Source organism: Sphingopyxis sp. J-6, from assembly GCF_046603995.1.
In the GTDB taxonomy this organism is placed as follows: Bacteria; Pseudomonadota; Alphaproteobacteria; order Sphingomonadales; family Sphingomonadaceae; genus Sphingopyxis.
In genome coordinates this window covers 3670110-3695150 of the sequence record NZ_CP145810.1, presented here as the reverse complement: position 1 = coordinate 3695150, position 25041 = coordinate 3670110, and the positions used below count along the sequence as shown (strand labels likewise).

Sequence of the window (25041 nt, the reverse complement as noted above, 5' to 3'; positions counted from 1 at the left end):
CCGGCTTCGGCCGGGGCCACCAACGGGAAGGGTCGGCCCGCAATCGACCTGGTCTGGGCTACCTCACACGGGCCCTTAACGAACGAAGGAATGGATTATGCGTCATAAATCGGGTGGCCGGAAGCTGCAGCGCACGAGCGCGCACCGCACGGCCCTGTTCCGCAACATGTCGGCCTCGCTCATCAAGCATGAGCAGATCACGACGACCCTCGCCAAGGCGAAGGAACTGCGCCCCTATGTCGAAAAGCTGGTCACGCTCGCCAAGCGCGGCGGGCTTGCCAATCGCCGTCTCGCCAACAGCCGCCTGATGGACGACACGCAGCTCGTGAAGCTGTTCGACGTCCTCGCCGAGCGTTACAAGGACCGCAACGGCGGTTACACGCGCGTCATCAAGGCTGGCATCCGCGCTTCGGACGCGGCACCGATGGCGATCATCGAATTCGTCGACCGCGACGTCGATGCCAAGGGCCAGGACTCGGGTCCGGTCGAGCAGTATGACGAGGCCGAAGCCGCCTGAGCTTCCGGTCCGAATCGAATCAAGGGCGGCGTCCGCAAGGATCGCCGCCCTTTTTCGTGCGTTGGCTTGACAGGAACACGCGCTCGGCAGCGCATTTGAAGCGATTCTAATTGAAAACAAAGCGAAATTAACTTAAGTTTATTTGATAATGCTTCTCATCTGCTAAAAATTCTGTCATCACGAGGTTATGGATCAGGCTCGGCGTCAGGATATTTCTGCTGAAAGTTTCGGCGCCCGCCTGCGGCGGCTGCGCAGCGCAAAGGGTTTTACCCAGTCCGAATTCGCGGCCGCGCTTTCGGTGAGTACCGCTGCGGTGTGCAGCTGGGAACAGGATCGGTCGCGCCCCAAGGTCAGCCGGATCCATGCCATCGCCGCGCTGCTCAGCCTTTCGACCGCCGAGCTGCTGACCAGCGGCCCGACAGGACAGTTGCACGAAAAGCTCGCGCAAAGCCGCGAGGAAATCGCGCGCATCGCCGGCACGACGCCGGAAAAGGTGCGGATTATCATCGAGGTCTAAGGACAGCGGTCACCGCACCCATCACGTTTCGAACGGGCGTCCGCGACGGCCTTTCGTGGTCACGTCCTATCGTCAGTCGCGACATGCAAGGGCGCGGCCGGACAACGGACGCGCGACTGCTTGACTCCAAACCTGTTTGTCCGATATTTCTGTTATGACAGAAATTAACGAAAGAACGGCGCAACCATCTCCGGCGGCAACCGAGTTCATTCTCCATTGGGGCAATCTCGGCGGACAATGGGGCGTCAACCGGTCGGTGGCTCAGATCCATGCCTTGCTCTTCGTCTCCGACCGTCCGCTGCACGCCGAGGAGATCGCCGACCTGCTCGGTCTGGCACGCTCGAACGTGTCGAACTCGATCAAGGAACTGCTCGGCTGGCGGCTGATCCACCGCGTGCCCGTCCTCGGCGACCGCCGCGACCATTTCGCGGCCGAAACCGACATCTGGGAAATGGTGACGCGGATCGCCGCAGGGCGCAAGGCGCGCGAAGTCGATCCCGCCGAGGCGGCGCTCCGCGCCTGCGTGGCACGCGCCGAACATGACCCCGGCCTCAGCGCGGGGGCCAAGGCGCGGCTGTCCGACATGCTCGATTTCGTGACGACGATGAGCCGCTGGCACGACGAGATGCTGGGTGTCCCGAAGCCCGCGCTGATGCGGCTGATCAAGCTCGGCGCCGGGGTGACCAAGTTGCTCAATTGGCGGCCGGGCAAGGCGAAGGACGCGGGGTAGGAGAAGGGCAATGCACGGGCGGACGATCGAGCGAGGCGAGACGCCGGCAGCCGTCGCCGTTCCGGCGCCCGTTGGCGAAGCCGCGCCGCATGACGACCGCTTCCGCCGGCTGGTCCCCGCCGACGCCTGGGACGCGCTGCCCGCGGACGTACGCCGCCGCTTTTCCAAGTGCCTCGCCGGGCGGGCGACCGCGACCTACAGCGGCGAGATCGTCTGGACGCGGCTGTCGCCGGCTGGCTGGCTGCTCGCGCAGCTTTGCCGGCTGATCGGCGCGCCGCTGCCGACGGCCGCCAGTGGCCCGGCGCCAGCGGCGGTCGCCGTCAGCGAAGATCGGGCGAGCGGCGGACAGATATGGACGCGCCTCTATGGTCGTAGGCGCGGCAACCCGCAGGTGATCCACAGCGCCAAGCGCTTCGCGGGGCCGACGGGGCTAGAGGAACATATCGGCGGCGGCTTCGGCATGGCGCTGACGGTGCAGGCCGAGGGCGATGCGCTGATCTTCACATCCGACCATTATTTCTGGCAGGCGGGGCGGCTGCGGCTGCAGTTTCCGTCATGGCTGGCGCCCGGGACGACCGTCGTGACGCATCAGCATCTCGGCAGCGGCCGCTTCGCTTTCGACCTCAGGGTCGTGCACCGCCGGCTGGGCGAGCTGGTGAACCAGCATGGGATGTTCCGCGATGGTTGAGCCCGAAGATCCCGCGCCGCGAGGGCCGGTCATCCTGTTCGACGCCGAATGCGTGCTGTGCTGTGCCAATGCCCGCTTCGTCCTGCGTCGCGATCGGGCGGCGCGTTTCCGGCTGGCGTCGGTGCAGACCGGCATCGGTGCCGAAATCTGCCGCCGCCATGGCATCGATCCCGCCGATCCGGTCACTATGCTCGTCGTCGATGGCGCGCGCGTCCGGCGCGACAGCGATGCCGTACTTTTCATCTACGAGCAGCTCGGCTTTCCCTGGCGGCTGGCCGGGGCGCTGCGCCTTGTTCCGACGAAAATCCGCGATGCCGCATATCGCTGGGTCGCGCGCCATCGCTATCGCTTGTTCGGCCGGCGCGAAAGCTGCTGGGTCGCGCCAGCTGAATATAGGGACCGGATCCTGTGACGATGAAAATCCTGATTCTCGGCGGCTATGGCGTCTTTGGCGGACGGCTCGCCGAGCTATTGTCCGACCGCTCCGATATCGAACTGCTGATCTGCGGCCGCGATCTCGCGCGCGCCGAAGATTTTTGCGCCCGCTATCGCGGCCACCCGCGCGCGATACCCTGCCGGCTCGACCGGCGCGCGATCGGCAAGGCGCTCGCGATCCACACGCCCGGCCTGGTCGTCGATGCGTCGGGGCCATTCCAGGATTACGGCGCCGAGCGCTACGGCGTCGTCGAGGCGTGCATCGCGGCGGGTGTCGATTATCTCGATTTCGCCGATGCCGCCGATTTCGTCTTCGGCATCGACCGTTTCGATGCGGCGGCGCAGGCGGCGGGGGTCTTCGTCCTGTCGGGGGTCAGCAGCTTTCCGGCGCTGACCGCGGCGGTGCTCGCCGAAATGGCGAAGACGATGGACATCCACAGTATCGACGGGGGTATCGCGCCGTCGCCCTTTGCCGGCATCGGGCTCAACGTCATGCGCGCGGTCGTTGGCTATGCCGGCGCGCCGGTGAGGCTGCGGCGCGGCGGCCGGGATAGCTATGGCATCGGCCTCGCGGAAAGCCTGCGCTTCACCGTCGCGGTGCCGGGGCGCCTGCCGCTCAGGAACATCCATTTCTCGCTGGTCGACGTGCCCGACCTGCTCGTCCTGCCGCGCGCCTATCCGGCTATCGCCGACATCTGGATGGGCGCGGGGCCGGTGCCCGAGATTCTGCACCGCATCCTCAACCTGCTGGCCAAGGCGCGGGCGCGGTTCCGCCTGCCGTCGCTGCTGCCCTTCTCGCGCCTCTTCTACACCATCCTCAACTGGATGAAGTTCGGCGAGCATCGCGGCGGGATGTTCATCCGCGCCCGCGGCGTCGCTGACGGCAAGGCGGTCGAGCGGAGCTGGCATTTGTTGGCCGAAGGCGACGATGGCCCTTACATTCCGTCGATGGCGATCGAGGCGATCGTCCGCAAGCTGCTGGCCGGCGAGCGGCCGGCGGCGGGTGCGCGGTCGAGCGTCGGGGCGCTCGATCTCGCCGACTATGACAATCTGTTCGCCGGCCGGTCGATCCACAGCGGCTTTCGCAGCGACGATTCCGGTGCGCCGCTCTACCGCCGCCTGCTCGGTTCGGCGTTCGACGGCCTGCTGCCGGAGGTGCAGGCGCTGCACGACAAGCGCGAGGCACGCGAATGGCGCGGCGAGGCCGAGGTTCGCCGCGGGCGGGGGCCGCTCGCGCGTCTCTTCGCGGCGCTCTTCGGCTTTCCCAAGGCCGCGGCGCGCGTGCCCGTCACCGTCCGCTTCACACCCGAGGGCGATGCCGAGCGCTGGACGCGCGACTTCGGGGGCCGCAGCTTCGCTTCGCTCCAGTCCGCCGGCACCGGTCGCAACGCCTATTTGCTGGTCGAGCGTTTCGGGCCGCTCGCCTTCGCCATGGCGCTCGTCGCCGAGCACGGCCGGCTGTATCTGGTGCCGCGCCGCTGGTCGGCATTCGGCATCCCGATGCCGCGCTTCCTGCTGCCCCGCGGAACGAGCTTCGAAAGCGAAAGCGACGGAAAATTCCGTTTTCATGTCGAGATTTCGCTGCCCCTGATTGGCTTGATCGTCGCCTATCAGGGCACGCTCGAACCCGCATGACTTCACCTGTCGGCGGCGCAAATCCCCTTGCCGCCGCCTCGTCCGTCCTTACATTGAAGCTCCCGACCATGACCCGAAGAATGAGGATCGCCTTGCCATGTCCCGCAGACCCGTCTCGGCACCGCTGGCACTGGCCGCGCTGATGATGACTCCCGTGACGGCAGAGGCGGCGGGCGACATGGCGGCGCCCGCGCCGGCGCTGGCCTATCCCGACACCGCGCGCGACAATATCGTCGATCCGCAGTTCGGCGTCGATGTCGCCGATCCCTATCGCTGGCTGGAGGACGACGTCCGGGTCAACCCGAAGGTCGCGGCGTGGGTGGCGGCGCAGAACAGGGTGACCGACGCCTATCTCGACACGCTGCCCGGCCGCGATGCGTTCGCGAGGCGGATGACCGAACTCTATAATTACGAACGCTTCGGCCTGCCGAGGCGCGCGGGGACTCGCTATTTCTACACCCGCAACGACGGGCTGCAGCCGCAATCGGTGCTTTACGTCCGCGAAGGGCTGAAGGGCGAGGGCAGGGTGCTGATCGACCCCAATGGCTGGGCAAAGGACGGCGCGACGGCGCTCGCCGAATGGGTGCCGTCGGAAGACGGCCGGCACCTGCTTTATTCGGTGCAGGACGGCGGCACCGACTGGCGCATCGTCCGGGTCAAGGATGTCGCGACCGGGCAGGATCTGCCCGACGAGATCCGCTGGGTGAAATTTTCGGCGCTCGACTGGGCGAAGGATGGCAGCGGCTTTTATTATTCGCGCTTCCCCGCCCCCAAAGCGGGCGAAGCTTTCCAGTCGCTCAACGAAAATCACGCGGTCTACTTCCACCGTCTCGGCACGCCGCAGGAGGCCGACCGGCTGATCCACGCGACGCCCGGCCAGCCGGAGCTGAGCAACCGGGCGGTGGTTTCCGACGACGGCAAATATCTGCTGGTGACGGGTTCGACGGGTACCGACGAACGTTACAGCCTGACGCTGTACCGGACGGGCAAGGCGGGCGCGAAACCGAAGCTGCTGGTCGGCGATTACGAAAATAATTGGGAATATGTGACCAACAGCGGCACGCGTTTCACCTTCCTGACCAACAAGGGGGCGCCGCGCCAGCGGCTCGTGTCGATGGACATCCGCCAGCCCCGCGTGCTGACCGAACTCGTCGGCGAAGAGGAGGGCACGCTGGTCGGTGCTTCGCGTGTCGGCGACCGCATCATCCTCTCCTATCTCGGCGACGCAAAATCGGAGGCGCGGATGGTCGCGCTCGACGGCAGGCGGGTTGCGAACATCAACCTTGCCGACATCGGGTCGGCGTCGGGTTTTGGCGGCAAGTCGACCGACGCGGAAACCTTCTACGCCTTTTCCAGCTACGCGCGGCCGACGACAATCTACCGGCTCGACACGGTGACGGGACAGACCGAGATTTTCGCCGAACCGAAACTGACCTTCAAACCGGCCGATTTCACGGTCGAGCAGCGCTTCTACACCTCGAAGGACGGCACCGAAGTGCCGATGTTCCTCGTGATGAAAAAGGGGCTCGACCGAGCCAAGGGATCGCCGACGATCCTTTACGGCTACGGCGGTTTCAACGTGTCGATGACCCCGGCCTTTTCGCCCACCCGGCTGGCGTGGGTCGACAAGGGCGGGGTGCTCGCGATCGCCAACCTGCGCGGCGGCGGCGAATATGGCAAGGCGTGGCACGATGCCGGGCGGCTCGACAAGAAACAGAATGTCTTCGACGATTTCGTCGCCGCGGGCGAATATCTGATCGCCGAGGGGATTACCGGCAAGGGACAGCTTGCGATCGAGGGAGGGTCGAACGGCGGCCTGCTCGTCGCTGCGGTGACCAACCAGCGCCCCGATCTGTTCGCCGCCGCACTCCCCGCCGTCGGGGTAATGGACATGCTGCGCTTCGACCGCTTCACCGCCGGGCGCTACTGGACCGACGATTATGGTTTTCCGTCGAAGGAGGCCGATTTCCGGAACCTTCTCGCTTACTCGCCCTATCATAATATCCGCGACGGCAAGGCCTATCCGGCGGTGCTGGTGACCACCGCCGACACCGACGATCGCGTCGTGCCTGGGCACAGCTTCAAATATGCCGCCGCGCTCCAGCATGCGCGGACGGGCGGCAAGCCGCACCTCATCCGCATCGAAACGCGCGCCGGCCACGGGTCGGGCAAGCCGACCGACAAGATCATCGCCGAAGCCGCCGACAAATATGCCTTTGCCGCCCGATGGACCGGCCTCGACGTAAAATAGCGCGCCGGCTCGCCATCGCCGCCGTCACCCTGCTCGGGCTGATGGTTGCGGTGTGGGCCGTGCTGCCGAACGGCAAGCTCGCGCGCGTCGAGCGGCGCGCCGATTGCTATGATCCTGCCAGGCAGCCGCCGGTCGAAACGCTCGCCGACGGGCGGAAGGCGGTGCGGCTCAGCGTGCTGCTCTGGAACGTCGAGGGTCTGCCCTGGCCGATCCGCAGCGGGCGCGATCCCAAGCTGGCCCGCATCGCCGACTGGATCGCGACGCGGCGCGCGGCGGGGCTCGGCCCCGACATATTGATCCTGCACAAGGCTTTTATCCCCGCGGCGTCGCGAATCGCCGGCGTCGCGGGCTATCGCTCGATCCTTCCCGGTCCGGCGGTCGATCGACCGCGCCATATGCCGATTCCTATACCGCCTGCGGGACATGCCGAAGGCGGCCGGTGGTGGAAAGGCGAGGGCATCGGCAAATGGCTCGACAGCGGTCTGTATGTCGCGACCGACCTGCCTTTGCTCGAGGGGACGCGCGAGCGGCCGCTGCCCGCTTATACCAGCGATGCCTTTTACGCCGATAGCTGCGCCGGCTACGACTGCCTGTCCAACAAGGGCGGCATGATCGTCCATCTCGCGGTCCCCGGCGCGCCCGCTCCGCTGACCATCTTCAACACTCACCGCAATTCGCGCGAGCCGTCGGGGGTGAGCATCGCGCGCGCCGAAGCCGCACATGCAATGCAGACGCGCGAGAACGACGCGCTGCTGCACGGATTCGGCGGCGACGGTGCGATGATCGCCGCGGGCGATTTCAATAATTATCGCGCCGGGGACCGGATCGGCCGCTTCGCGAACGACCCGGCATTCCGGCTTGCCGCCAAGGGTGCGGGCCTGCGCGCGCGCGCGGCGCCGATGACCGACGCGAAAGCGTGGACTGATGCTTACGACCTGCTCGGCTTTCGCAGTTCCGACGCGCTTCGCATCGAACCGCTCGCGATCGCGACCTTGTTCGACGGCAAAAATGGTCCTCGCCTTTCGGACCATGACGCCCAATATATCGTCTTCCGGTTGAGCTGGCGCGGCGATGCGCCGGCCCTGCCGGTCGCCGTCCCCCGCTGCCCCGCCTAACCGGAAAGAACCGCCAATGTCCTATGCCCTTTCCTTCACCGCGACCGAGGCCGACGCGCGCTGGGCCGAGGCGGCTGATGCCGCCGAGGCGCTGGTTGCCGGCGAGCCCGACGCCATTGCCAACATGGCGAATATCGCGGCGCTGATCTGGCAGGCGATCCCCGACCTCAACTGGGCGGGCTTCTATCGCTTCGACGGACAGGAACTCGTCCTCGGGCCGTTTCAGGGCAAGGCGGCGTGCATCCGCATTCCGCTCGACAAGGGCGTGTGCGGCGCCGCGGCCCGGCTGCGCGCCACGCAACGCGTCGACGACGTCCACGCCTTTCCCGGCCATATCGCCTGCGACGCCGCGAGTCGCAGCGAGCTGGTCGTGCCGATCGTGGCGCGCGACCGGCTGGTCGGGGTGCTCGACCTCGACAGCCCGGTTCCCGGCCGCTTCACCGCCGATGATCAGTCGGGCGCCGAGGCGCTCGTTGCGCGCATCGCGGCTGCGCTCGCCCCTGCTGGCTTCTGACCCAAAATGGGACGCAAAGGTCAAGGTTAACGGATTCGCCGAAAAGGAGCGATTTTGCTAACAAGCTGTTAACCAATTGGTTGTCGCCGCACTGGCGCGACCGACGGAAGCAGGGAGTTTAGCATGCGCACCATTTTCATCCTGGGGGCCGCGGCGGGGTCGATGCTGATGGCGGCGCCGGCCTTTGCTGGCGATCCTCGCCCGACGCTCGATTATGGCATGCCTGCGGCCCCCGATACGCGCGTCTACACCGGCTATCCCGACCGTGTGCCGGGCGAGGTCGAGTATCGCGGCGGCGGCGACTATCGCCAAGTCAATGGCACCTATGATGCCGAAGGCCGCTGGACCGGAACCTGGGACGGCACTTATGAAGCACCCGACGGCCGCCGCTATGATGGCCGTTACGAGGGCACGGTCGAGGGCACCGGCACCAGCTATGCCCCGCCGCCCTACGATCCCTATTATGACGGCGACGATCGCCGCGGTTACGACGGCCGCTACGACGTCGATATGGAACGCCGCTGTGGCCGGGGGGGCACGGTAGGCGGCGCGGTTGTCGGCGGCATCGTGGGGGGCATCGCCGGCAACCGCATAGCCGGACGCGGCGACCGCACCGCGGGCACGCTGATCGGCGGCGGGATCGGCGCGATCGCCGGCGGCGCGATCGGCAACGCGGCTGACCGCAAGAAATGCGAGGAATGGTGGGCCAGCCGCGGCGGTTATGCGCAGGGCGGCTATTATCAGGGCGCCCCTTATCCCGGCGGCTATTATCAGGGCGGCACGACCGTCTACCAGCAGGGCGGCTACGGCTATTATGGCGCCCCCTACGGCTATTACACGCCGGGCGTCGTCGTGACGACGGTGATCACCAATGGCGCGCCGGTCGTGACCGAAACGGTCGAGACCTCGACCCGCACCTATTATGAGAATGTCCCGGTGCGGAAGCGCTATGTCGCAAAGAAGAAGTGGAAACCGCGGCCCAAGCCGCGCTGCGTCTGCTGATATACCCGAAGGTCTGGTCACCTAACGGGCACCTGAACAAGGTGTGAGGCCCGCCCTCCGCAAGGAAGGCGGGCCTTTTGCTGTCCGCGTCGGCCCGTCGCGCGTGCGGGGCGGTTCACCGGCGCGACAGCATCGTGGGCCTAAAGATGAGAGCGATTACGGGCCGACTGTCGTTGCCCGTGCTGTGGGGAGTTTCCCGCTATGCGTAAATTGACCAGCCTTGCTGCCGCCGCCGCGGTCGTTATCACCTCGGTGGGCTTCAGCGCCGTGCCCGCCGAAGCACGCAGCCGCCATGGGGGCTGGGGCCACCGCGACCGCGACCGGATCAGCACCGGCGAAGTGCTGGGCGGGCTGTTCGTGATTGGCGCTATTGCTGCCATCGCGGGCGCCGCGAGCAAGAACAAGGCCGAGCGCCGCGACGATCGCTACGATCCGCCGTACCCCGACGACGATTATCGCGAAGTCCCGCGCTACGAGCCCGAGAATCAGGGCGAGGCACAGCCCGGCGCCTATGGGCGCGGCGAGGCCGAGGCGCGCGCCGCCGACGCGTGCAGCTGGGCGGTCGAGGGCGAAATGGGCGCCGACGCCCGCGTCGACAGCATCGGCAGCACCGAACCGAGCGATGGCGGCTGGTACGTCACCGGCACCGCGTCGCGGCTGGGCGGCGAGACGCGGAGTTTCGGCTGCAGCTACCGCAACGGCCGCGTCGTCGACGTCAGTTTCGGCTGACCCGGTCGTTTCTGGCTGCCACCACAAGGGCCCCGCCACCACCCGGTGGCGGGGCCCTTCTCCTTGAAGCTGAACGCCAGTGAAACCGAGTCTGAACCGCAGATAAGCAGGGGGTTCAGCACCGTGTCACCCCCGCCGCGGTACAAGCGCATCAACAGGCAGCGACGATGCAGCCTGCGCTTTAGGAGACCGAACCATGGCTATGACCAAATTGACCAAGGCCGCGATTGGTGCGGCCACCGCCGGTGCGATGCTGATGAGCGCCGCACCCGCAGCCGCGCGCGATCGCTATGACCGCGACGGCATCAGCGCGGGCGAGATCATCGCCGGCGCCGTCGTGATCGGCGGCCTCGCCGCGATCCTGTCGAGCGGCGATAACGACCGCTATGATCGCTACGACCGTTACAATGACCGCTATAATGACCGTTACGGTGGCCGTTATAACGACCCGCGCTATGGTTATGACTATAACCGCTATGGCAACAGCCGCAGCGCGGTCAGCCAGTGCGTCAGCGCGGTCGAGCGCGGCAGCAGCCGTTACGGCCGCACCGACGTGACCGAGGTGACGGGTATCGATCGCAAGCGCGACGGTTACAAGATCAAGGGCCGCGTCGTCGTCCGCGACGGCTACGGCGGCCGCTGGGGTCGCGGCGGCTATTACGACAAGGGCAAGTTCAGCTGCGACATCCGCTATGGCCGTGTGCAGGACATCCGTTTCTCGGGCCTGCGTTAAGCGATAGCAGCAGTCCCTTTCGGCCCGCCCATGCTCCGGCATGCGGCGGGCCTTTCGTTTGTGAAGTGCGGGCGGCGATCACCCGTAAGGCGGCGCATCCTCGAATTCGGCGAACGACGGATAGTCGCTCGCGACGCTGGCGGTGAAATTGGGGGCACGCTTTTCGAGGAAGCTGGTGACGCCTTCGGCGGCGTCGGGGCTGCGCCCGCGCGAAAAGATCACCCGGCTGTCCCAGCGATGCGCGCTCATCGGGTGCGGCGCACCGAGCATCCGCCACATCATGTGCCGTGTCAGCGCGACCGACACCGGCGCGCTGTCGGCGGTATATTCCCGCGCCTTGGCGATCGCGGCGTCGATCAGTTCGCCGGGCGCGTGCACCGACTGGACGAGGCCCTTTTCATGCGCTTCGGCGGCGGGGATCAGCCGTCCCGAATAGCACCAGTCGACGGCGGTCTGGATGCCGACGAGGCGCGGCAGGAACCAGCTCGACGCCGCCTCGGGCACGATGCCGCGGCGTGCGAAGACAAAGCCATAGCGTGCGGTATCGCTCGCGACGCGCGCATCCATCGACAGCGTCATCGTCGCACCGATGCCGACCGCGGCGCCGTTGATCGCGCCGAGCACGGGCTTCTTCGCCTCGAAGATGCGCATCGATACGCGGCCGCCGCCGTCGCGAACCAGCGGGTGCGACCAGTCGATCGTGCCGTCGGCAGCGACCGGGCTGTCCGATCCGTCGCCATGTTTGTCATAGTCGAAGGTCGCGGCGCCCGCGCCCAGATCCGCGCCGGCGCAATAGGCCTTCTCGCCATGCCCCGTGAAGATCACCGCGCGCACACCGTCGTCGGCGTCGCAGTCGTCGAGGGCGGCTATGATTTCCAGCATCATCTCGCCGGTGAACGCGTTCATCCGCTCGGGCCGGTACAGCGTCAGCAGCGCGATACCCTCGTGCTTGTCGAGGCGAATCTGGTCGAAGCTCATGTTTCTCTCCTTGTGGTTGCGGCCATGGTCGCAAGCGAAGCGGCGGAAGGCAAGCTCTAGTTTACGTAAGCGTAAAGATGTAAATCCTCGCTCTTCGGACGGGGAGAAGGGGTGCTTTACGCCGGGGATGACGTGCGCGACCTTTGTCGCTATAGGGCGCCCGACCGCCCCGGCGCCGCGCCTCCCACTGAGTCGCTTGCCGGGGTCATTCTTTTGGTTCCGACAGAAAGTCCGCGCCCATGTCCCGTCGCCGCCAGATCTATGAAGGCAAGGCCAAGATCCTTTACGAAGGCCCCGAACCCGGCACGCTGATCCAGTATTTCAAGGACGATGCGACCGCGTTCAACGCGCAGAAGCGCGGCACGATCAACGGCAAGGGCGTGCTCAACAACCGGATTTCGGAGCATGTCTTCACGCTGCTCGGCAATATCGGCGTCCCGACCCATTTCATCCGCCGACTCAACATGCGCGAGCAGTTGATCCGGCAGGTCGAGATCGTGCCGATCGAGGTGATCGTGCGCAACGTCGCCGCGGGCACGCTGTCGAAGCGGCTCGGCATCGAGGAAGGGACGCAGCTTCCCCGTACGCTGATCGAATATTGCTACAAGGACGACGCCCTCGGCGATCCGCTGGTCGCCGAAGAGCATATCGCCTGCTTCAACTGGTGCAGCCAGGACGAACTTCACGACATCCAGGACATGGCGATCCGCATCAACGACTTCATGTCGGGCATGTTCGCCGCGGTCGGCATCCGCCTCGTCGACTTCAAGCTCGAGTTCGGTCGCCTTTACGAAGGCGATTTCAGCCGCATCATCCTTGCCGACGAGATCAGCCCCGACGGCTGCCGCCTGTGGGACATGACGACGAACGAAAAGCTCGACAAGGACCGCTTCCGCCGCGACCTCGGCGGCGAGGTCGAAGCCTATCAGGAAGTCGCGCGCCGGCTTGGCCTGCTGCCCGAGGGCAGCGAAAATGCCGTGCTCGACCTCGAAAGCCACCGGAAGAAAAAGGGTAGCTGAGCGGGCCAGTCCGGCAAAAGCCGGAGCCAGCATAGCTTGCCAACGAACCCCGGCTTTCGCCGGGGTTCGCATTTCCGGAGCCTCAAATATTGATGCTCGTCGGGATCAGGCTCGGCTGCAGATAGGGATAGGGCTGCATCCGCTCGGCATTGCGCGCGACGATTTCCGCCTCGACGTCGGCAAGCGCCGCCTGGAACCAGGCGAGCGGGCCCTTCGCCGCTGTGACGTGCGGATCCTGGAACCACTGCGGATAGGGAAAGGCGTTGCTGCGATAATCGCCGAGCGGGCGGTAATGCACCGACCCCAGCAGTTCGAGCACGTTCAATTGTTCGAGCGCGAGGGCCATCGGCGGCATCATCGCGAGCCAGCCTGTCTTGTCGTGTCCGCGCTGGCCGTTCGGCGCCGGTTGCCACGCCGCGCCGGTCACCGCCGGGGCGAAGGCCATGATGTCCTTTTGCGGGAAATTGACCGCCGCATGCTGCGCGCTGGCGGTGAACATCACCATCGCGCAGATTTCGGCGAGCTGGTTGCGCGTCGTCACCGGGCCGAGCCCGCCGACCTTCGCTTCGCCTGCGAGGCATGCGGCCCATGCCGCCAGCTCGGTATCGGCGACGATATCGGCGTCGCCCGTATAATAAAGGTCGACATATTGCCGCGCCCATTCGTGGACCGCGTCCCACACCAGCAGCGCGTCGTCGCGATACGGATAGTCGGCGAGCGCCGAATCGACCCCGACGCCCCGCGCGGCAAAATCGGCGTGCGGCATCTTGCCCCGGAAATCGAACGCCAGCCGCGCGTCGACCGCGGCAAGCTGGCTCGACGCGATCGTCCCCGCGAAAATATGGTCGATCGGGCCGTTCGCCGCGATCAGCGAGGTCGCCGCCTGTTCGTTGATGAACAGCGTGCCTTCGAAATGCGGAACGAGCAGCGCCCACACCGGATGCGCCTCGGCAAGATGGCGATGCGTCGCGACCGCAAACGCCTCGATCACCAGATGGGTGCGCGCCAGATGGGCGAAGAGCTCGTGATAATTGCCGTCTGCGACCTGCACGGCGAATTTCGCCATTTCCCAGCCCCATTGTCTGTCGGCCGCCGGCGACGGCGTGAACATCGGACAGTCGGCGGGGTCCTGACCGCACTGGATCGCGACGGGGATGAGCGATGCACCGCCCGGCGGCACCGCGAACAGCGCCATCGGCTGCGAGACATATTTGGCCTCGCCGTCATAGGTGCCGGGGTCGAGGACCGCGAGCGGCTTGTAATCGAGCATGAACAGGCGGCCGTCGGCGAGCGCGGCGGCCAGCGTGTCGCCATTCACCACCGCGGCATAGGCCTTTTCGTTCAGCGGGAAATTGGCGGGCAGCGCTCCCTCGACCGCCGCGATCAGCATGCAGTTCGGTCCCTGAACGCGCAGGCGGGCGAACTCCTTGTCGCCCTGGAACATATAGCTGATGCCCGGCACCGGCAGGGTGGCGAACAGCGCGCGATACGCGTCGAGGCTGCGCGGCGTCTTGCTGCCCAGCCCCGCCACCTCGGTCGCGTCGACCTTCATGAGATCCTCGAGCCGCTCCTTATATCCCTGAAGCAAAGCGAGATGCACGTCGCGCTCGGCCGCGGCGACGGCATTTTCCACGTCGCCGACGAGGCGTTCGAAGATATTGCCGCCGCTGTGAACGCCATGCTCGGCGACGATCTTCGCGGTCGATAGCTCGATCGCGTCGCACTCGGCGAGCGCGGTTTCATATTCGGCGCGCGGCGTGTCGAGCTCGCCCCGGTCGACGCCGCCGAGCTTCACCGTCAGCGCGTTGCGCACGATCGCGAGGCCGACCCCGATCAAGATGCCGAACCAGGCGATCGTCGGTTCGTCGTTCTTCGGCACGTCGGTGGCGAGCGGCACGCCGGGCAGCGTCGGGACGTCGGTGGTCCAGACATAGACGGCTTGCGACGCGGCGAGTTGCGCGGCGCGCGCGGTCTGTTCGGCGGGCGTATCGTTCTGCGGCAGGCTGGGGCTCGCCGATGGTAACGGCGATGCCTGGGCAGGCGATGGGGTAGGCGACGGGGCGAGCGAAGGCGACACAAAGGACATGGGCTGGGCTCCTGCGATAAGGCCTGCGGACGTGCCCCAACATGGTTAATATTTCGCGAGCCATCCGCGGGGCAAACCCTGCCAAGCGGAGGAAAAGGCGACGCTTCCTTCCTTAACCGATGTTTTACCCCTGACCCGCTATCCCCCTCCCATGACGGGGGTCTTTCAATCGATACAGCGGCGGTTTTTCCCGCCGGTTCCGGAGGCGATCCGCGACGATGTCGCGATGCTGCGCGCCTATCGCGTCGAAACGCTGACCCCGATGCTGTTCCTGATGCTCGCGGCGACGACGCCGACCGCCATCTATGCCGGCGTCGCGAGCGTCCATCCCTTCATCCGCATCGGTTTTCCGGTGATCCTCGCGGTCGTTTGCTTGCTCGGCTTCGGTGTCCTGATGCACAATCGCGGGCGCAAGATGAGCCCGCGCCGCGCCCGCCGGGTGGTCAAGGAATCGACCTGGCTGTCGGGATCGATGGGCGCGATGTGCAGCATCTGGACGGTGATCAACTGGTTCGCCGCGCCGCCCGAAGCGCACAGCTATTATGCGATGATCATGGCGATGGGGTCGCTCGCGACCGCTTATTGCCTGTCGTCGATCCGTCTCGCGACCTTCGTCAACCTGTCGATCGGCCTCGTCCCGATCTCGCTGCTTATGCTGTTGTCGGGCAACCCGGCAGAGATCGGCGCGGGGACCAGCCTCGTCGTCGCGACCTTGTTCCTGCTCCGGATGATGATCCAGCAGCACGGGCAGCTTATCGACCTCCTCGAACTGCAGCGCCAGATGCGTGAGCTTGCCCATACCGACCCGCTCACCGGCCTGTCGAACCGCCGCGAATTCGACCTGCGGCTCGACGAGGAAATCGCCGCAGCGAGCCCGGGCAGCCCCTTTGCCATCGCGCTGCTCGATCTCGACGGGTTCAAACCCGTAAACGACCGCCACGGTCATGCGGCGGGCGACCTGCTGCTCTGCGAAGTCGCGGCGCGCCTGCGCCGCGCGTGCGGCGACCATGCGGCGGTGGCGCGGCAGGGCGGCGACGAGTTCGGCATCCTCGTCCCGGCGGGGTCGCTGCTCATGAACACATCGATCGCCGACCATATCCTCGCGGCGCTCGCGGCGCCCTATCATATCGAAGGTCAGGCGATCCGCGTCGGGGCGAGCATCGGCGTCGCCGCCTGGCCGGGCGACGGCGCGACCGCGAAGAAATTGTTCGAGGTCGCCGACCGCGCGCTCTACGCGGCCAAGGCGGCCGATCGCGATCCCATGTCGTCTGTCGAAAGCGTCCAGCACATCGCCTGACCGCCGCTTGACCGCCCGGCGCGGCGTGGTCACACAGGGGCATGACATCGTCCTTCGTCCGGCGCGCCTCGACCGCCCTGTCGCCCCTTGCCCTCCTTGCCGTTTCCGCGCCTGCCGCGCTGGCCTGGCAGCCCGTCGCGACCGCCCCGGCCACCGCACCGGTCAATCCGCAGACCGACGCCGCGAAGGCATGGAATTTCGCCGCGAGCGATGTGCCGGTGGATCCGAACATCGTCTTCGGCGTGCTGCCGAACGGGATGAAATATGCGCTGCTGAAGAACAGCACGCCGAAGGACAGCGTCGTCCTGCGCATGCGCTTCGACGTCGGCAGCTTCGCCGAGGCTGACGACCAGCGCGGGCTGGCCCATTTCCTCGAGCATATGGTGTTCAACGGGTCGACCAACGTCCCCGAGGGCGAGATGGTCAAGCTGCTCGAGCGCAAGGGGCTGGCCTTCGGCGCCGACACCAACGCGGTGACCGGCTTCGACGATACGGTCTACAAGCTCGACCTGCCCAATGCGACCGACGACCTGATCGACACCGGGCTGATGCTGATGCGCGAGACGGCGAGCGAGGTGACAATCGATCCCGCCGCGGTCGACCGCGAGCGCGGGATCATCCTGTCCGAACGCCGCGCGCGCGACACCTATCAGTTGCGCAGCCTGATCGACCAGCTCGGTTTCCAGATGGAGGGCATGCGCGTTGCGAGCCGCATTCCGGTCGGCACGGAAGAGGTGATCAGGACCGCCCCCGCGGCGCGCATCCGCAACATTTACGACCGCTATTACCGCCCCGAGCGCGCGACGCTGGTCTTGGTCGGCGATTTCGACCCGGCGGCGGTCGAAGCGAAGATCAAGGCGCGCTTCTCCGACTGGAAAGGCCGCGGCCCGGCCGGGCCCGACCCCGATCTCGGCACGGTCGATTATAAGCGGCCGTCGGCGGCCGACGATTTCGTCGATCCCGCGATTCAGGACGCGGTGACCGTCACCGCATTCAAGCCGTGGGTGCAGGAGCCCGACACCAAGGCGAAGCGCGCGAAGAATCTGGCCGAGGAGGTGGGCGAGGCGATCGTCAGCCGCCGCCTCGCCAAGATCGCGCTCAACGAGGATTCGCCGATCCTCGCCGGCTATTTCAGTGAAGCGGCGGGCTGGAAGGTCTTCGATCAGGTGACCGTCGGCGCGGTCGCCAAGGAAGGCGCGTGGAAGGAAGCGCTGGCGCTCGTCGAACAGGAATTGCGCCGCGCCGTGGAACATGGCTTCACGCAGGCCGAGGTTGACGAACAGCTCGCCATCCGCCGCACCGCGCTCAAGAATGCGGTCGCGGGGGTGACGACCCGGCGCAGCGAGACGATGGCCGACGTCCTCCTGTCGGCCGCGGAGGGCGATTTCGTCGTCGTCCGGCCCGAAACGACGCAGGCGCTGTTCGACGCGACCGCGCCGTCGCTGAATGCCGCGGCAGTCAGTGCGGCGTTCCGCAAGCGCGTCGACGGGCTGAGCGCGCCGCTCGCGCATGTGACATCGAAAAAGCCGGTCGAGGGCGGCACCCCCGCGATCCTCGCCGAATTGCGGGCGTCACAGCAGGTCGCCGTCGCGGCGCCGTCCGAAGCGGCAAGCAGCGCCTTCGCCTATGACGATTTCGGCACGCCCGGAAAAATCGTCGCCGACAACCGGATCGACGACCTCGGCATCCGCCGCGTCCGCTTCGCCAACAATGTCATGCTCAACATCAAGAAGACCGACTTCCAGAAGGACAAGGTCTATCTGTCGCTGCGCGTCGACGGCGGCGAACTGCTGGCGACGAAGGACGATCCGACCAAGGTCGCTCTCGCGGGATCGATCAGCCTCGGCGGGCTCGAGGCGCACAGCGTCGACGAACTGCGCACGATCCTCGCCGGCAAGACGGTGAGCCCGGCCTTCGGCAGCGATACCGACGCCTTCGGGGGCAGCGCGCTGACCTCGCCCGACGATTTCGCGCTGCAGGCAAAGCTGATGGCGGCCTTCCTCACCCATCCTGGCTATCGCGCCGACGGGCTCGCATTGATCCGCCGCTTCCTGCCGCAGCAATATGCCGCGAACGATGCGACGCCGTCGGCGGTGATCGCGCGCGACGCGGGGGGTATCCTCGCGAACGACGATCCGCGCGAGGTGACGCCGCCGCTCGCCAAGGTGATGGCGCTCGACTGGGCCGGGCTCAAGGCGGCGATGAGCGACAGCCTCGCGCATGGCGCGATCGAGATCGGCGTCGTCGGCGACATCGACGAACAGGCGGCAATCGACGCGATCGCCGCGACCTTCGGGGCGCTTCCCGAACGCCGCGCTGCCTTCGACCCGCGCACCGACGCGCGGGTCCGCCAATATCCGGCCGACCTGAGCGAACGCACACTGGTCCACAAGGGGCCGGCCGAGCAGGCCGAACTGCGCGTATACTGGCCGGCGCGCGATGACAGCGACCTTGCCGAGGCGATGCAGCTCAACCTGCTGTCGCGCGTCATGCAGTTGAAGCTGACCGAGGAACTGCGCGAGAAGCTCGGCGAAAGCTACAGCCCCGGCGCCGCGGCAAGCCTGTCGAGCGACTATCCGGGCTATGGCTTCCTCCTCGCCGCCAGCAACATCGATTACAAGGACCTTGCGACGACGCGCGCCGCAATCTTCGCCATTGCGAAGGAACTGCGCGATACGCCCGTCGATGCCGACCTGCTCGACCGCGCGCGCAAGCCGCTCGTCGAGGCGATGACCAAGGCGCGGCGCGAAAATGCCTATTGGCTGCCCTATGTCACCGAAGCGGCAACCCACGCGGCGCGCCTCGACCGCAGCCGCAACGGCATCGCCGAAGTCGCGGCCGCGACGCCCACGCAATTGCAGACGCTCGCCCGGCGCTATCTCGTCGACGACAAGGCGCTGGTGATCAAGGCCGTGAGCGACAAGGCAGGAAAACCGGCGGCGGGGCAATAACGCCCGGAACCGGACGTCACCCCTTCCTGAACAGCGCCTCGGCGACCGCCTTGTGGCTCGTCGCGGCAGCCTTGTGCGCCTTCACGCGCTCGATCTCGGCTTCGAGCAGCGCCACGCGCTCGTCGAGTTCGTCGACCGACAGCGGATCGAGCGGCTGCCGCGTCAACGCCGCGAGCACATCGTCGCGGCGGCGGGGAAGGTCGTCATCGTCCATGGCGTTTCCTTTCTCGCCAGTCGGTCCGGTCCTGGCCCTGATTGAAGGTGCGCGACTGTTGACCCGCGGCCCCGCACTGTCAATAAGGCGGGCCGAGGGATCCGAGCCAGACTTTGGCGTGGAAAGTGGGGGATTTAGCGTGACCAGCGTGCCGACAAGCATGACCGCCATCGCGATCAGCGAGCCGGGCGGGCCCGAGACGTTGCAGCCGGTGGAACGCCCCGTGCCGCAGCCGGGACCGGGCGAGGTGCTGATCCGGGTTGCCGCAGCGGGGGTCAACCGTCCCGACGTGCTGCAGCGCATGGGCTTTTACCCGCCGCCGCCGGGCGCATCCGACCTGCCGGGGCTCGAGGTCGCGGGCACGATCGTCGCGGTCGGACCGGGCGGCGATCCCGAGCATCTGGGGCAGGCGGTGTGCGCGCTCGTCGCCGGTGGCGGCTATGCCGAATATTGCACCGCGCCAGCGGGAAGCTGCCTGCCGGTGCCGCAGGGCTTTTCGATGGCCGAGGCCGCGGCGCTCCCCGAAACCGTCTTCACCGTGTGGCACAATCTGTTCGAGCGCGCGTGGGTGCAGGAAGGCGATACGGTGCTCGTCCATGGCGGCACCAGCGGCATCGGGACCACCGCGATCGGGCTTTGCGGGCTGTTCGATATCAAGGTGATCGTCACTTGCGGCAGCGCCGCGAAATGCGATGCGGCGCGCGCTCTCGGAGCCGATCTCGCCATCGACTATTCAACCGAGGACTATGTCGAGGCGGTGAAAGCTTTTACCGGCGGGCGCGGCGTCGATGCGGTGCTCGACATGGTCGGCGGCGACTATGTGCCGCGCAACCTTGCCTGCCTTGCCGAAGACGGGCGCCACGTCACCATCGCCTTCCAGCGCGGCGCGAAGGCCGAGATCGACATTTCGCAGCTCATGCGGCGGCGCCTGACGATGACCGGATCGACGCTGCGGGCGCGCAGCGCCGACTTCAAGGCGGCGCTCGCCGACGAGATTCACCGCACCGTCTGGCCGCGCCTGTCGGACGGGGCGTGGAAACCGGCGATGGACCGGAGCTTCCCGCTCGCCGAAGCCGGCGCCGCGCACGCCCGCATGCAGGCGGGCGAGCATGTCGGCAAGATCGTCCTGACGGCCTGAACGACCGTCAGCCGACGACGTCGGCGATGATACGCAGCCAGTTGCCGCCGAGGATCTTGACGATATCGGCTTCCTTGTAGCCGCGCTTGATCAGGCCGGCCGTCGCGAAGCGCCACTTTTTCGCGTCGTTCATACCCTCGGTCCCGAACGGATAGCGGAAGCGATAGCTCGACTTGAAATAGGGCTCGCCATAGGCGTCGAGGAATTCCTGTTTCTGCTTGGGATCGGTCGGCCAGCCGCGGATCAGCGTGTCGGTGCCGAAACCGACATGATCGACGCCGACCAGCTTGACGATATGATCGACGTGATCGAGCCAATGTTCCATCGTCACCGGGAAATCGCGCTTCACCATCGTGTTGACCGTGGTCAGCCCCATCACGCCGCCCTTCTTGGCGAGCGCGCGGATGATCTCGTCCGACTTGGTGCGCGGATGCTCGTTGAGCGCCGCGCAGTTGGAGTGCGAGATGATCGGCGGGCGCTTGGAAAAGGTGATCGCGTCCATCGTCGTCTGGGCGCCCGAATGCGACGAATCGACGAGGATGCCGACCTCGTTCATCCGGTGCACCGCAGCGATGCCGAAGTCGCTGAGCCCGGCATTGGTGCGCTCGGTCGATCCGTCGCCCAGCAGATTGCGTTCGTTATAGGTCACCTGCATCACGCGGATGCCGAGGCCGTGGAACATGTCGATATTGTCGAGTTCGCCGTCGATCGGCGCGTTCTGGAAGTTCAGCATCACCGACGTCTTGCCCGCCGCCTTCGCGCTGCGGATGTCGGCGGCCGAGCGCGCCGGCGCGATGATCGAGTTGTTTTCCGCGATGAACTTGTTCCACGCGACGCAGTCGGCGATGCCGTTGTCGCGCGTGAAGCCGTTCATCATATAACTGCCGCGCGGGCTCTCGGGACGCCGCACGCCGAGCGTGGTGCTCATCGTGGTGAGGCCGCTAAGCTTGATCTGCTCCAGCCCGCTGGCGTCGCGAAATTCGTCGCACAGCATGTCGATGATGATCGACTCATTATAGAGCGCGTCGGCATCCTTCATCAGCGGCGCGATGTCCGCCGCCTTGCCCAGTGCCGGGGCCGCCCAGGCGAAGGCCGCCAGTGCGCCGCCACCCCGGATGATATCGCGCCTGCTGATCGTCATCTTCGCCGTCCTTCCCTGTTGCGACCCGCCGTGCCGGCCATCTTGATATCGAATTTAGTATACGATATTCTGTCGATTGCCTAGGGCTAAGTGACGCCGGATGGGGTAAGCGCAGGGCCTTGCCGCCATCGCCGATCCGGTATAAGGCCACCATCAATGTCCGGCCGCCCCGCGAGGGGCGGCCCTTATTATTTCCGCCTGGAGATTTCGTCATGGCCAATGCCAACCCGACCCCGTTGATGCCGCACGCGACCGCCGCCTGGCTGGTCGACAACACCGGTCTCACTTTCGCGCAGATCGCCGAATATTGCGGCATCCACATCCTCGAAGTGCAGGCGATCGCCGACGAGACCGCCGCGACCAAATATACCGGCCGCGATCCGGTCCGTGCGCACGAGCTGTCGATGGACGAAATCGAGAAGGGCCAGCAGGACCCGAACTACAAGCTCAAGATGAGCGTGCAGGCGCAGGACACCATCCGCCGCACCCGCGGCCCGCGCTACACCCCGGTCAGCAAGCGCCAGGACAAGCCCGACGGCATCGCATGGATCCTGAAGAACCACCCCGAGGTTTCGGACGGTGCGATCGGCAAGCTGATCGGTACCACGCGCAACACGATCGGCGCGATCCGCGACCGCAGCCACTGGAACAGCGCCAACATCGTGCCCAAGGATCCGGTGACCCTCGGCCTCTGCTCGCAGCGCGAACTCGACGCGCTCGTCGCCAAGGCGGCGAAGAAGGCCGGGATCAAGGCGCCCGAGGACAGCCGTTTCGAAGGCGACCGCGAAGCGCTGCTCGAGGAACTGCGCGCCGAGCGCACCGCGGCCAATGAAGCGCGCGCCGCCGAGGAAGCCGGCGAAGAACAGGCCTGACGCATGGCGGGCGGCGACGAGGACGATATCCCGGCGGTCAGCGGCTCGCCGGACGCCTCGCTGACGCAGGACGACAGCTTTACCGCGACGAGCCGCGCCGGGTTGACCTATCCGTGGGGCGACGCCGCGCCGGGGGCGGGCGAGACGATCCGCATCGCCGACGGGATCAGCTGGGCGCGGATTCCGATGCCGGGCTCGCTCGGCCATATCAACAGCTGGCTGCTCGACGATGTTACCGCTGACGGGGGAGAGGGCGTTGCGGTGGTCGACACCGGCGTCTGCCTGACCATCTGTTCGGATGCGTGGAAGGCGCTCTATGCCGGGGCGCTGAAGGAAAAGCGTATCACGCGCGTCATCGGCACGCACCTCCACCCCGACCATATCGGGCTCGCCGGCTGGATCGCGAAGAAGCAGGACGTCCAGCTCTGGATGACGCGCGGCGAGATGCTGACCGCGCGGATGATCGTCGGCGACACCAGCGAGACCGTGCCCGACGAGGCGCTGGTCCAGTCGCGCGCCGCGGGCTGGGACGACGAACAGATCGAAGCGCAGAAAAACGGCGGCTGGGGCCGCTTCGGCCTCGTGACCTACCCGCTGCCGCGCAGCTACCGGCGGATCAAGGACGGCGACGTGCTCGACATGGGGGCGCATCAATGGCGTGTTGTCGTCGGGTCGGGACACAGCCCCGAACATGCCTGCCTGTGGAACGAACGCGCCGGCGTGCTGGTGTCGGGCGATCAGGTGCTGCCGCGGATCAGTTCGAACGTCTCGATCAACATCACCGAACCCGATGCCGACCCGCTCGGCGAATGGCTGGCGTCGATCGACAAGCTGATCGCGACCGTGCCCGGCGACGTCATCGTCTGCCCGGCGCACGGCGAACCGTTCAAGGGGCTGCACGTCCGCCTGATGGCGCTCCGTGACGAGCATCGCATGCGGCTCTATAATCTCGCCGAAGCGATCGCGAAGGAACCGATGCGCGCGGTCGACAGCTTCCCGCTGCTCTTCAACCGGCCGATCGGTCCCGAGCAATTGGGCATGGCGACCGGCGAAGCGCTCGCCCACCTCCAGCGGCTGGAAGTCGAGGGGCGGGTGGGCCGCGAGGATCGCGACGGCGTCTGGTGGTATCACGGGGTCGCATGAGCCTTGCTCATGCCCTGCTGCTTGCCGCTGCGACGGTTGCTGTCCAGCCTGCCGAGGCGGTGCCGACAGAGACGCCCGCCGCCGATGCCAATGACGAGATTGTCGTCACCGCGCGCCGTTCGGGCGCGCCGATGTGGACGATCGAAACGGCCGCCGGGGTGGTGATTCTTGTTGGCGAGATCGCCGCGGTTCCCAAGGCAACGCCGTGGCGCCCCGAGCGGCTGGAGGGCGCGACCGACCGCGCGCAGCGCGTCATTCTCGGTACCAAGGCGAAGGTGTCGCCGGGCGACATCTTGCGGCTGATCTTCAAAGGCGGGGCGCTCACCAAATTGCCCAAGGGGTACGTCGCCGCCGATTATCTCGATGCGCGCCAGATGCAGCGGCTGCGGGCGCTCGAAACCCGCTTCGATCAGGATTATGCGCGCTCGAACTTCCTGATGACGGCGTTCGACCTGCTGTCGAAACGCCTGTCGTTCAACAAGGACACCGCCGACGACGCTTCCGACGTCGTCCGCAAGGCGGCGCGCCAGTCGAAAATTCCGACGCAGCCCGTCGGCGAAGTGCGCGGCGAGGACATGCTCGACAATCTTTTTGCCGCACCGCCCGAAACGCACATCGCCTGCCTCGACGCGGCGATGGCCGCGACCGAGGCAGGCGGCGATATCGTGACCGACCGCGGCCGGGCATGGACCGAGTTCGATGTGCCGGCGGTGATGGCCAATCCGCTCGAGGAAGCGCTCGGGCGCTGCTGGCCGTGGACGAACGACGGCTTCGGTACGGAAATCCGCCAGCAATGGGTCGGCGCGATCAACGCGGCGGCCGCGCAGCCCGGCGTGACGCTCGCGGTCGTGCCACTGCGCGTGCTGGCCGAACCGGATGGCGTGCTCGACCGGCTTGCGAAGCAGGGCCTCCGGATCAGCGGACCCGCGTGGCAGGCCGGTGTCACTTCGGCCGGTTCGTCACCCAACTGAACGCCATCGCGTTGAAGATGGTGTAAAGGCCATAGACCATCAGTGCAGTGAACCAGTTACGCGTCGCGATCGCCATCGCGCCGACCAGCAGCAGGAATTCGAACACATAGGTGATATTGGGCCCGACCTTGTCGGTCATCGGTTTCAGCATTTGCTGCACCAGCGGATCGTCGCTTTCCATGAAGGCGCGGTGCATCGCGAAATTGCCGATTCCGGCGCAGAAAATGGCGATGATTGCAATCCACATGGTTTTGAAATGGGGCAGGCGGGGTGGAAATGCCAGCATCTTTCCGGTTATAGGGATGCATCGACGCGCGCCGGCCGCGCCCATGATCGAACGAACCCGGCTTCTGCCCCCAGAGAAG

At 66.5% G+C, this 25041-nt stretch carries 24 protein-coding genes; 19 read left to right on the top strand and 5 right to left on the bottom strand.

What is annotated here, in order from left to right:
- Positions 1–97: 97 nt before the first annotated feature.
- The 12 genes from rplQ (at position 98) to V6U71_RS17560 (ending at position 10866) form a co-directional block, all read left to right on the top strand.
- The gene (gene rplQ / locus V6U71_RS17615) at positions 98–517 is read left to right on the top strand and encodes a 50S ribosomal protein L17 (protein WP_411339656.1); all 420 of its coding nucleotides are present in this window, start codon (positions 98–100) and stop codon (positions 515–517) included.
- A gap of 187 nt (positions 518–704) precedes the next feature.
- A complete protein-coding gene (locus V6U71_RS17610; RefSeq protein ID WP_411339655.1) occupies positions 705–1034 on the top strand; it encodes a helix-turn-helix domain-containing protein in 330 nt (109 codons plus the stop codon).
- A 154-nt stretch (positions 1035–1188) separates the two neighbouring features.
- Positions 1189–1764, top strand: a complete 576-nt coding sequence (locus V6U71_RS17605) for a GbsR/MarR family transcriptional regulator (protein ID WP_411339654.1) — start codon at positions 1189–1191, stop codon at positions 1762–1764.
- 10 nt (positions 1765–1774) lie between these two features.
- Entirely contained in the window at positions 1775–2452 is a 678-nt protein-coding gene (locus V6U71_RS17600; RefSeq protein ID WP_411339653.1) for a DUF4166 domain-containing protein, read from the top strand.
- Positions 2445–2864: a thiol-disulfide oxidoreductase DCC family protein gene (locus V6U71_RS17595; protein WP_411339651.1), complete on the top strand. Its 420-nt coding sequence runs from the start codon at positions 2445–2447 to the stop codon at positions 2862–2864. The genes V6U71_RS17600 and V6U71_RS17595 overlap by 8 nt, the downstream gene beginning before the upstream one ends.
- Positions 2865–2866: 2 nt before the next feature.
- Positions 2867–4522: a DUF4166 domain-containing protein gene (locus tag V6U71_RS17590; protein ID WP_411339650.1), complete on the top strand. Its 1656-nt coding sequence runs from the start codon at positions 2867–2869 to the stop codon at positions 4520–4522.
- Between the two features lie 97 nt (positions 4523–4619).
- Positions 4620–6773, top strand: a complete 2154-nt coding sequence (locus V6U71_RS17585; RefSeq protein WP_411339648.1) for a prolyl oligopeptidase family serine peptidase — start codon at positions 4620–4622, stop codon at positions 6771–6773.
- Positions 6749–7888: a hypothetical protein gene (locus V6U71_RS17580; protein ID WP_411339647.1), complete on the top strand. Its 1140-nt coding sequence runs from the start codon at positions 6749–6751 to the stop codon at positions 7886–7888. Before V6U71_RS17585 ends, V6U71_RS17580 begins: the two co-directional genes overlap by 25 nt.
- A gap of 16 nt (positions 7889–7904) precedes the next feature.
- On the top strand, positions 7905–8402 hold the full coding sequence (locus tag V6U71_RS17575; protein WP_054731369.1) for a GAF domain-containing protein: 498 nt from the start codon (positions 7905–7907) through the stop codon (positions 8400–8402).
- A gap of 123 nt (positions 8403–8525) precedes the next feature.
- Positions 8526–9404, top strand: a complete 879-nt coding sequence (locus V6U71_RS17570; RefSeq protein ID WP_411339645.1) for a glycine zipper domain-containing protein — start codon at positions 8526–8528, stop codon at positions 9402–9404.
- A 201-nt stretch (positions 9405–9605) separates the two neighbouring features.
- Positions 9606–10133: a hypothetical protein gene (locus V6U71_RS17565; protein ID WP_411339644.1), complete on the top strand. Its 528-nt coding sequence runs from the start codon at positions 9606–9608 to the stop codon at positions 10131–10133.
- A 196-nt stretch (positions 10134–10329) separates the two neighbouring features.
- Positions 10330–10866 (top strand): hypothetical protein, encoded by a 537-nt coding sequence (locus V6U71_RS17560; RefSeq protein WP_411339642.1) that lies wholly within the window; start codon positions 10330–10332, stop codon positions 10864–10866.
- Between the two features lie 78 nt (positions 10867–10944).
- Here the strand turns inward: V6U71_RS17560 and V6U71_RS17555 are convergent, their stop codons facing one another.
- Complete coding sequence (locus V6U71_RS17555) at positions 10945–11844, bottom strand: crotonase/enoyl-CoA hydratase family protein (protein ID WP_411339641.1); 900 nt, start codon at positions 11842–11844, stop codon at positions 10945–10947.
- Positions 11845–12083: 239 nt separating this feature from the next.
- Here V6U71_RS17555 and purC point away from each other — a divergent pair, with 239 nt between their 5' ends.
- Positions 12084–12863 (top strand): phosphoribosylaminoimidazolesuccinocarboxamide synthase, encoded by a 780-nt coding sequence (gene purC, locus V6U71_RS17550; RefSeq protein ID WP_054589128.1) that lies wholly within the window; start codon positions 12084–12086, stop codon positions 12861–12863.
- A gap of 82 nt (positions 12864–12945) precedes the next feature.
- Here the strand turns inward: purC and V6U71_RS17545 are convergent, their stop codons facing one another.
- Positions 12946–14949 carry a lipoxygenase family protein gene (locus V6U71_RS17545; protein ID WP_411339640.1) on the bottom strand — a complete coding sequence of 668 codons (2004 nt, stop codon included), beginning with the start codon at positions 14947–14949 and terminating at the stop codon, positions 12946–12948.
- A 151-nt stretch (positions 14950–15100) separates the two neighbouring features.
- Here V6U71_RS17545 and V6U71_RS17540 point away from each other — a divergent pair, with 151 nt between their 5' ends.
- The gene (locus V6U71_RS17540) at positions 15101–16246 is read left to right on the top strand and encodes a GGDEF domain-containing protein (RefSeq protein WP_411339639.1); all 1146 of its coding nucleotides are present in this window, start codon (positions 15101–15103) and stop codon (positions 16244–16246) included.
- Positions 16247–16287: 41 nt separating this feature from the next.
- On the top strand, positions 16288–19197 hold the full coding sequence (locus V6U71_RS17535) for a M16 family metallopeptidase (RefSeq protein WP_411339638.1): 2910 nt from the start codon (positions 16288–16290) through the stop codon (positions 19195–19197).
- Positions 19198–19213: 16 nt separating this feature from the next.
- On the opposite strand, the gene V6U71_RS17530 is transcribed toward V6U71_RS17535, so the two are convergent.
- Complete coding sequence (locus V6U71_RS17530) at positions 19214–19411, bottom strand: DUF1192 domain-containing protein (RefSeq protein ID WP_411339637.1); 198 nt, start codon at positions 19409–19411, stop codon at positions 19214–19216.
- 160 nt (positions 19412–19571) lie between these two features.
- On the opposite strand from V6U71_RS17530, the gene V6U71_RS17525 reads away from it, so the two are divergent.
- Entirely contained in the window at positions 19572–20549 is a 978-nt protein-coding gene (locus tag V6U71_RS17525; protein WP_411339636.1) for an NAD(P)H-quinone oxidoreductase, read from the top strand.
- Positions 20550–20556: 7 nt separating this feature from the next.
- Here V6U71_RS17525 and V6U71_RS17520 read toward each other — a convergent pair whose 3' ends face one another.
- Positions 20557–21690, bottom strand: coding sequence for a dipeptidase (locus tag V6U71_RS17520; protein WP_411339635.1), 1134 nt, complete (start codon positions 21688–21690; stop codon positions 20557–20559).
- 212 nt (positions 21691–21902) lie between these two features.
- Between V6U71_RS17520 and V6U71_RS17515 the strand changes: the two genes are divergently transcribed.
- From V6U71_RS17515 to V6U71_RS17505, 3 genes are read left to right on the top strand one after another with little or no spacing between them, the layout of a single operon-like run.
- A complete protein-coding gene (locus V6U71_RS17515; protein WP_234715612.1) occupies positions 21903–22562 on the top strand; it encodes a DUF1013 domain-containing protein in 660 nt (219 codons plus the stop codon).
- Positions 22563–22565: 3 nt separating this feature from the next.
- Positions 22566–23705: an MBL fold metallo-hydrolase gene (locus V6U71_RS17510; RefSeq protein ID WP_411339634.1), complete on the top strand. Its 1140-nt coding sequence runs from the start codon at positions 22566–22568 to the stop codon at positions 23703–23705.
- A complete protein-coding gene (locus V6U71_RS17505; RefSeq protein WP_411339633.1) occupies positions 23702–24676 on the top strand; it encodes a TraB/GumN family protein in 975 nt (324 codons plus the stop codon). The genes V6U71_RS17510 and V6U71_RS17505 overlap by 4 nt, the downstream gene beginning before the upstream one ends.
- Here the strand turns inward: V6U71_RS17505 and V6U71_RS17500 are convergent.
- Positions 24648–24923, bottom strand: a complete 276-nt coding sequence (locus V6U71_RS17500) for a hypothetical protein (protein ID WP_411339632.1) — start codon at positions 24921–24923, stop codon at positions 24648–24650. The genes V6U71_RS17505 and V6U71_RS17500 overlap by 29 nt on opposite strands.
- Between the last annotated feature and the right edge of the window lie 118 nt (positions 24924–25041).

Excerpts from the sequence above, each read along its gene's own strand:
- rplQ (WP_411339656.1), top strand. The coding sequence starts at position 98 with ATGCGTCATAAATCGGGTGGCCGGAAGCTGCAGCGCACGAGCGCGCAC.
- V6U71_RS17610 (WP_411339655.1), top strand. The coding sequence starts at position 705 with ATGGATCAGGCTCGGCGTCAGGATATTTCTGCTGAAAGTTTCGGCGCC.
- V6U71_RS17605 (WP_411339654.1), top strand. The coding sequence starts at position 1,189 with ATGACAGAAATTAACGAAAGAACGGCGCAACCATCTCCGGCGGCAACC.
- V6U71_RS17600 (WP_411339653.1), top strand. The coding sequence starts at position 1,775 with ATGCACGGGCGGACGATCGAGCGAGGCGAGACGCCGGCAGCCGTCGCC.
- V6U71_RS17595 (WP_411339651.1), top strand. The coding sequence starts at position 2,445 with ATGGTTGAGCCCGAAGATCCCGCGCCGCGAGGGCCGGTCATCCTGTTC.
- V6U71_RS17590 (WP_411339650.1), top strand. The coding sequence starts at position 2,867 with ATGAAAATCCTGATTCTCGGCGGCTATGGCGTCTTTGGCGGACGGCTC.
- V6U71_RS17585 (WP_411339648.1), top strand. The coding sequence starts at position 4,620 with ATGTCCCGCAGACCCGTCTCGGCACCGCTGGCACTGGCCGCGCTGATG.
- V6U71_RS17580 (WP_411339647.1), top strand. The coding sequence starts at position 6,749 with ATGGACCGGCCTCGACGTAAAATAGCGCGCCGGCTCGCCATCGCCGCC.
- V6U71_RS17575 (WP_054731369.1), top strand. The coding sequence starts at position 7,905 with ATGTCCTATGCCCTTTCCTTCACCGCGACCGAGGCCGACGCGCGCTGG.
- V6U71_RS17570 (WP_411339645.1), top strand. The coding sequence starts at position 8,526 with ATGCGCACCATTTTCATCCTGGGGGCCGCGGCGGGGTCGATGCTGATG.
- V6U71_RS17565 (WP_411339644.1), top strand. The coding sequence starts at position 9,606 with ATGCGTAAATTGACCAGCCTTGCTGCCGCCGCCGCGGTCGTTATCACC.
- V6U71_RS17560 (WP_411339642.1), top strand. The coding sequence starts at position 10,330 with ATGGCTATGACCAAATTGACCAAGGCCGCGATTGGTGCGGCCACCGCC.
- V6U71_RS17555 (WP_411339641.1), bottom strand. The coding sequence starts at position 11,844 with ATGAGCTTCGACCAGATTCGCCTCGACAAGCACGAGGGTATCGCGCTG.
- purC (WP_054589128.1), top strand. The coding sequence starts at position 12,084 with ATGTCCCGTCGCCGCCAGATCTATGAAGGCAAGGCCAAGATCCTTTAC.
- V6U71_RS17545 (WP_411339640.1), bottom strand. The coding sequence starts at position 14,949 with ATGTCCTTTGTGTCGCCTTCGCTCGCCCCGTCGCCTACCCCATCGCCT.
- V6U71_RS17540 (WP_411339639.1), top strand. The coding sequence starts at position 15,101 with ATGACGGGGGTCTTTCAATCGATACAGCGGCGGTTTTTCCCGCCGGTT.
- V6U71_RS17535 (WP_411339638.1), top strand. The coding sequence starts at position 16,288 with ATGACATCGTCCTTCGTCCGGCGCGCCTCGACCGCCCTGTCGCCCCTT.
- V6U71_RS17530 (WP_411339637.1), bottom strand. The coding sequence starts at position 19,411 with ATGGACGATGACGACCTTCCCCGCCGCCGCGACGATGTGCTCGCGGCG.
- V6U71_RS17525 (WP_411339636.1), top strand. The coding sequence starts at position 19,572 with ATGACCGCCATCGCGATCAGCGAGCCGGGCGGGCCCGAGACGTTGCAG.
- V6U71_RS17520 (WP_411339635.1), bottom strand. The coding sequence starts at position 21,690 with ATGACGATCAGCAGGCGCGATATCATCCGGGGTGGCGGCGCACTGGCG.
- V6U71_RS17515 (WP_234715612.1), top strand. The coding sequence starts at position 21,903 with ATGGCCAATGCCAACCCGACCCCGTTGATGCCGCACGCGACCGCCGCC.
- V6U71_RS17510 (WP_411339634.1), top strand. The coding sequence starts at position 22,566 with ATGGCGGGCGGCGACGAGGACGATATCCCGGCGGTCAGCGGCTCGCCG.
- V6U71_RS17505 (WP_411339633.1), top strand. The coding sequence starts at position 23,702 with ATGAGCCTTGCTCATGCCCTGCTGCTTGCCGCTGCGACGGTTGCTGTC.
- V6U71_RS17500 (WP_411339632.1), bottom strand. The coding sequence starts at position 24,923 with ATGTGGATTGCAATCATCGCCATTTTCTGCGCCGGAATCGGCAATTTC.